Source organism: Bradyrhizobium pachyrhizi (genome assembly GCF_001189245.1).
Classification (GTDB): domain Bacteria; phylum Pseudomonadota; class Alphaproteobacteria; order Rhizobiales; family Xanthobacteraceae; genus Bradyrhizobium; species Bradyrhizobium pachyrhizi.
Window position 1 is genome coordinate 1 of record NZ_LFIQ01000019.1, and the last position, 383, is coordinate 383.

Genomic DNA, 383 nt, shown 5'->3' on the forward strand with positions numbered 1-383 from the left:
TCGCTGCGCCGGTTCTTCTCCTGCGCGCGCATGAGAACCAGTTGGTCCCGCCGTTTTGCAAGCCCTGCCAAAGCGTTGCGGGCGGGATTGGCGGCCCGCTCGGTTGCCGGCTGCATGACCCGGCCAAAGGCCGCCAGCATCCGTGCATCGATCGGATCGGTTTTGGCAAGTTGGCCGCTGGCCCGCGCAAAATCGCGAGCTCGAGCCGGATTGATCCGAGCGAAGCGGACACCGGCCTGGCTTAGGGCCTCGCGAAGCGCGAGGTCATAGGCGCCCGTGGCCTCGAAGACGACCAGCGCATCGCATCGCCAACGCGCCACCTGCTGTGTGATGGCCTGTGCCGCGTTGGCGATGCGCCTGGACACGCCGTCAGCTTCATCAAA

General features: G+C 66.3%; 1 protein-coding gene. It reads right to left on the minus strand.

Annotated elements, in window-relative coordinates:
- Window positions 1-383, minus strand: a 383-nt coding sequence (locus AKL29_RS00420; protein WP_152977370.1) for an IS110 family transposase, incomplete at both ends; no start/stop codon positions are given.